Raw genomic sequence first — 4,327 nt, 5'->3', positions numbered from 1 at the left:
TCCTGCGCCTGCCGAAGGACGACATCAGCCGCGTGCGCCAGCTCTCCGAGATCGGGCTCGACTCGCTGATGGGGGTCGAGCTCGGCGCCAGCCTCCAGGAACGCTTCGGCCTCGATGCGCCGCCGGCCGGAATCTCCTCGGGACTGACCGTCAACGAGTTGTCGGAGACCTTAATTCAGGCGGTTTCGGCGCCGATGGACGAGGCCGCGGGCGTCGCCCTGAGCCTAGCTCAGAAGCACGTCGGCGGCGAGGTCGACGTCGTGGCGCTCGCGCCCTTCAAAGACCTCATCGAGCAGAAGAGCCTCGAGAGCAAAGAGATCCTTTCATGACGCAATCGCCACGGCCGGACGGCGGGCGCGCCGCGCTCGCGGGCTTCGTGACGAACCGGCTCGGACGCACGGCGCCCCGGCCCACCGCGCTGCGGGCGCCGGAGAAGACCGGCGACCCTTCGGTGCAGGATTTCGCGAGTCTGCCGGGCTACCGCGAGCTGCGCCTGCAACGCTCGGCCGCGGAGCTGATCGGCCTCGACAACCCGTTCTTCCACGTCCACGAGACCAAGGCCGGCGCGACCACCCGCATCGGCGGGCGGTCGTTCATCAACTTCTCGTCCTACGATTACCTCGGCCTCAACGGCCATCCACGGATCTCGGAGGCCGCCCGCGAGGCGATCACGACCTTCGGGACTTCGGCGTCGGCGAGCCGGGTGGTCGCGGGTGAGCGGCCGGGCCATCTCAGCCTGGAGAAGGCGCTCAGCCTCCATTACGGCACCGCGGCCTGCGTCGCGATGGTGAGCGGGCACGCCACCAACGTCACCACGATCGGTGCCCTGCTGGAAGCCGGCGACGTGATCTTCCACGACGCGCTGATCCACAACAGCATCGTCACCGGCGCGCAGCTCTCGGGCGCCCAGCGCCGCTCCTTCGCCCACAACGACCTCGACGCGCTGGAGGCCCTGCTCCAGGCGACCCGGCACGAGCACCGCCGCGCGCTGATCGTGATCGAGGGCCTCTACAGCATGGACGGCGACGCGCCCGATCTCGCCGGCTTCGTCGCCCTCAAGGAGCGTCACAACGCTTGGCTGATGGTCGACGACGCGCACGGGCTCGGCGTGCTCGGCCGCACCGGCGCCGGCCTGTTCGAGCATGCCGGCATCGACCCGGCGCGCGTCGACATCTGGATGGGTACGCTCTCGAAGACGCTCTCGGCCTGCGGCGGCTACGTCTGCGGCCCGGCGCCGCTGGTCGAGTACCTGAAATGCACCGCCGGCGGCTTCGTCTACAGCGTCGGCATGTCGCCGCCGCTGGCGGCGGCCGCGGAGACCGCGCTTTCGGTGATGCAGGCCGAGCCGGAGCGGGTCGAGCGCCTGCGCCAGAACGGGGGCCTGTTCCTTGCCTGCGCGAAGAAGCACGGCCTCGACACCGGCACGAGCATGGGGCTCGCGGTGATCCCGGTGATCGTCGGCGATTCGCTGAAGTCGGTGACGTTGTCCGACCGTTTGTTCAAGCGCGGCATCAACGTGCAGCCGATCATCCATCCGGCCGTGCCCGAGCGCGCGTCGCGCCTGCGCTTCTTCATGACCTCCGAGCACACGCCGGAGCAGATCCGCGAGACGGTGGCCGCCGTGGCCGAGGAACTCGCCGCCATCGAGAAGGGCGGCTCGCTGATCGAGCAGCTCCTGGCCAAGCGCGGCTGAGCAAGCCTGGCTGAGGTTTCGTCCGCGTTGCCGAACGAACGTCCGGGCCCCCAACCCAGGCGTCCTTCATGGCGCGTGCCGATGTCGTCGCGGGCGCATGCGCGGCACGGTCCTGCGGACGGGCGAAGTCTCACGGCTCTCCGACGCGGTCTTCGTCCGTCGATACGCCCGTGCGGTCGCTCTGACCTTCGGGGCTTCGGGTGCCGGGCGATCCGGCGCGCGTCGAAGCGGTAAGCCTTCGTTAACCGTGCGCTGAAATTCTAGGGATGTCGTCCAAGGACACCCCCGCCCATGCTCGATGCCGACCTGTTCCTGGCCCGCCCCACCCTGGTCCATGCCGGGCCTCTCGCCCATGCGCTGGACGGACTGAAGGCGAAAGCGGCCTCGCCGACCGACATGTGGCGGCTGCTGACCGACAGCTACACCGTCGATCTCGACGCGGTCGCGGCGCTCCTGCCGGTTCCCGAGCCCGAGCCGGTCTGGCTTCCCGCCCGGGACTGATGCCGCAACGTCACGGCGTCGTCCGGCCTTCGGGAGTGGCACGCCATCTGCAAAGAAACGCTGAAACGATCGAGACGAGGACGCGCCCGGACAAGAAACACGCGGTGGCTCGCACGCCCGAGCACCCCGCGGACCTGTCGATCACCCGAACACAAGGTCCGTCATGTCCGAACTGTTGTCCGTCGCCCTCGTCTGTGCCGGTACCCTGCTGGCCCAGGACTGCTCCCGCGAGACCGCCCTCGACGTCATCGTCGCCCCGGCGCGCACGCCGATGGAGTGCGTCATGCACGCCCAGACCATGGCCGCCGCCGCCGGACTGCCGGGGGGCGACCGCCGCTACCTGAAGATCTCCTGCGAGCACCGCCGCTCCGACACCGAGCCGGTGGCTGTCGCGCGCAGAGGCTCATGACATCGCCGGCCCGCTCCGGCCCGTCCACCCATCCGCCGGAGGCCGAGCGCGTGGCGCCAATACGGCGGATCGTTCTTGAGGCGTCGGCATCGCGGGCCGCCGGTCCGATCCGTCAGGGCGCAGGCGTCAGGGCGTCGCCCACGCTCAGCGTGCCGCCCGCGACCACCTCGGCGTAGATGCCGCAGTCGCGGTGGCCGAGGCGCGCGTCCAGCGTCCACGGGATGTCGAGGTCGCGCACCCCGCTCGTCGGGTCGACGTTGGTCGCCGCGCACCGCACGGTGCGCTCGGTCAGCCTGAGGCGAAGCCCGCTCGGGGCCTCGAGCACGACGCCGCCCATCTCCAACTCGGCCCAGGGCTCCAGCCCCTCCACGAGCAGGTTGCCGCGGAACCGAAGCGGATCGATCGGCACGCCGCAGAACGTCTCCAGCGCGCGCACGCTCGACAGGCTGACGAGCGAGACGTAGCCGGTGGTCGAATCGGTGAAGCGGTACTGCGGGGGCGCCGCGAGCACGCGGGGCTCGCCGCGCAGCGCCTGCGGCAGGAGGCGGCGCATGAAATCCTCGAGCCGCCCGCGGCCTTCCTGCGTGTCGAGCCGGGCCGCGAACGTTTCGCCCTCGGCCTCGACGGTCAGGGTCGCGGTGGCGTCGTCGTAGCGCGTCCGCAGGCGGGCCAGCGCCTCGTCGCGCATCAGCATCAGGTACTTGGTCTTCGGCTGGAAGCGCGGCGCCGCGGGATCGAAGCCGGAATCGCCGTTCTCGATGGCGTAGAGCCGGTCGCCGGGGAAGTAGGCGCCCGCCTCCAGGGCGGCGTGCTCCAGCGGCTCCGGGCTGAGGCCCTTCACGGGGTAGCGGTAGAGGGCGGACAGCGTCGCGGTCATATCCGTAGCGTGGACGCGAAACGTGTTGCGGCGCAAGAGGCTTTCCACCCCTTGTGGTGCGCAAATGCAACACCACATCCGGACCACCGGCGGCCATGCGGCGCCGGGGCCTTTTCGCGATGCGAAATCGGAAGGCGACGTCTCGGGCCGTCACCGCGCCATCTCGGGCGGCAAGAGGCCGAAACGAAGGATGGCGACACGATGAACTTCGAGACCTACACCGAGCGCGCCCGCGGCTTCGTCCAGGCGGCCCAGACCCTCGCGATGCGCGAGGGCCATCCCCAGTTGCAGCCGGGCCACCTGTTGAAGGTGCTGCTCGACGATGCCGAGGGCCTGTGCGCCGGGCTGATCGACCGCGCCGGCGGCCAGTCGCGGGTGGCGCTCGCCCAGGTCGAGGCGTGGCTTGCCAGGCAGCCGAAGGTGTCGGGCAACGCGAGCCAGCCGCAGGCGACCCGCGACCTGATGCGCCTGTTCGATACCGCCCAGAAGGCTGCCGAGAAAGCCGGCGATTCCTACGTCACCGTGGAGCGCCTGTTGCTGGCGCTCAGCGTCGAGAAAGACACCGAGACCGGCAAGGCGCTGGTCTCGGCCGGCGTGACGCCGGCCTCCCTCAACGGTGCGATCGACGCGCTGCGCAAGGGTCGGACGGCGGACAACGCCACGGCCGAGAACGCCTACGACGCGCTCAAGAAGTACGCCCGCGACCTCACGGAGGCGGCGCGCGCGGGCAAGCTCGATCCGGTGATCGGCCGCGACGAGGAGATCCGCCGCACCATCCAGGTCCTGTCGCGGCGCACCAAGAACAACCCCGTGCTGATCGGCGAGCCCGGCGTCGGCAAGACCGCCA

6 protein-coding genes are annotated in these 4,327 nt (G+C 70.4%); 5 read left to right on the top strand and 1 reads right to left on the bottom strand.

The annotated features are described in order from the left end of the window. The 4 genes from ACFE86_RS21405 to ACFE86_RS21390 all read left to right on the top strand — a co-directional run. Window positions 1-329 (top strand): acyl carrier protein (locus tag ACFE86_RS21405; protein WP_375457333.1); only part of this gene is annotated, 329 nt, incomplete at its 5' end. Next, window positions 326-1,693 (top strand): aminotransferase class I/II-fold pyridoxal phosphate-dependent enzyme, encoded by a 1,368-nt coding sequence (locus ACFE86_RS21400; RefSeq protein ID WP_375457332.1) that lies wholly within the window; start codon window positions 326-328, stop codon window positions 1,691-1,693. The genes ACFE86_RS21405 and ACFE86_RS21400, both read left to right, overlap by 4 nt. Window positions 1,694-1,984: 291 nt before the next feature. Further along, a complete protein-coding gene (locus ACFE86_RS21395; protein ID WP_375457331.1) occupies window positions 1,985-2,194 on the top strand; it encodes a hypothetical protein in 210 nt (69 codons plus the stop codon). A gap of 163 nt (window positions 2,195-2,357) precedes the next feature. Then, complete coding sequence (locus tag ACFE86_RS21390; protein WP_375457330.1) at window positions 2,358-2,603, top strand: hypothetical protein; 246 nt, start codon at window positions 2,358-2,360, stop codon at window positions 2,601-2,603. Between the two features lie 112 nt (window positions 2,604-2,715). Here the strand turns inward: ACFE86_RS21390 and ACFE86_RS21385 are convergent, their stop codons facing one another. Then, window positions 2,716-3,480 (bottom strand): MOSC domain-containing protein, encoded by a 765-nt coding sequence (locus tag ACFE86_RS21385; protein WP_375457329.1) that lies wholly within the window; start codon window positions 3,478-3,480, stop codon window positions 2,716-2,718. Between the two features lie 201 nt (window positions 3,481-3,681). On the opposite strand from ACFE86_RS21385, the gene ACFE86_RS21380 reads away from it, so the two are divergent. Further along, on the top strand, window positions 3,682-4,327 hold a 646-nt coding region (locus ACFE86_RS21380; protein WP_375457328.1), incomplete at its 3' end, for a Clp protease N-terminal domain-containing protein.

It is taken from the genome of uncultured Methylobacterium sp. (assembly GCF_964244095.1).
Classification (GTDB): Bacteria; Pseudomonadota; Alphaproteobacteria; order Rhizobiales; family Beijerinckiaceae; genus Methylobacterium.
This window is presented reverse-complemented; position numbering and strand designations above follow the sequence as displayed.

Excerpts from the sequence above, each read along its gene's own strand:
- ACFE86_RS21400 (WP_375457332.1), top strand. The coding sequence starts at position 326 with ATGACGCAATCGCCACGGCCGGACGGCGGGCGCGCCGCGCTCGCGGGC.
- ACFE86_RS21390 (WP_375457330.1), top strand. The coding sequence starts at position 2,358 with ATGTCCGAACTGTTGTCCGTCGCCCTCGTCTGTGCCGGTACCCTGCTG.
- ACFE86_RS21385 (WP_375457329.1), bottom strand. The coding sequence starts at position 3,480 with ATGACCGCGACGCTGTCCGCCCTCTACCGCTACCCCGTGAAGGGCCTC.
- ACFE86_RS21395 (WP_375457331.1), top strand. The coding sequence starts at position 1,985 with ATGCTCGATGCCGACCTGTTCCTGGCCCGCCCCACCCTGGTCCATGCC.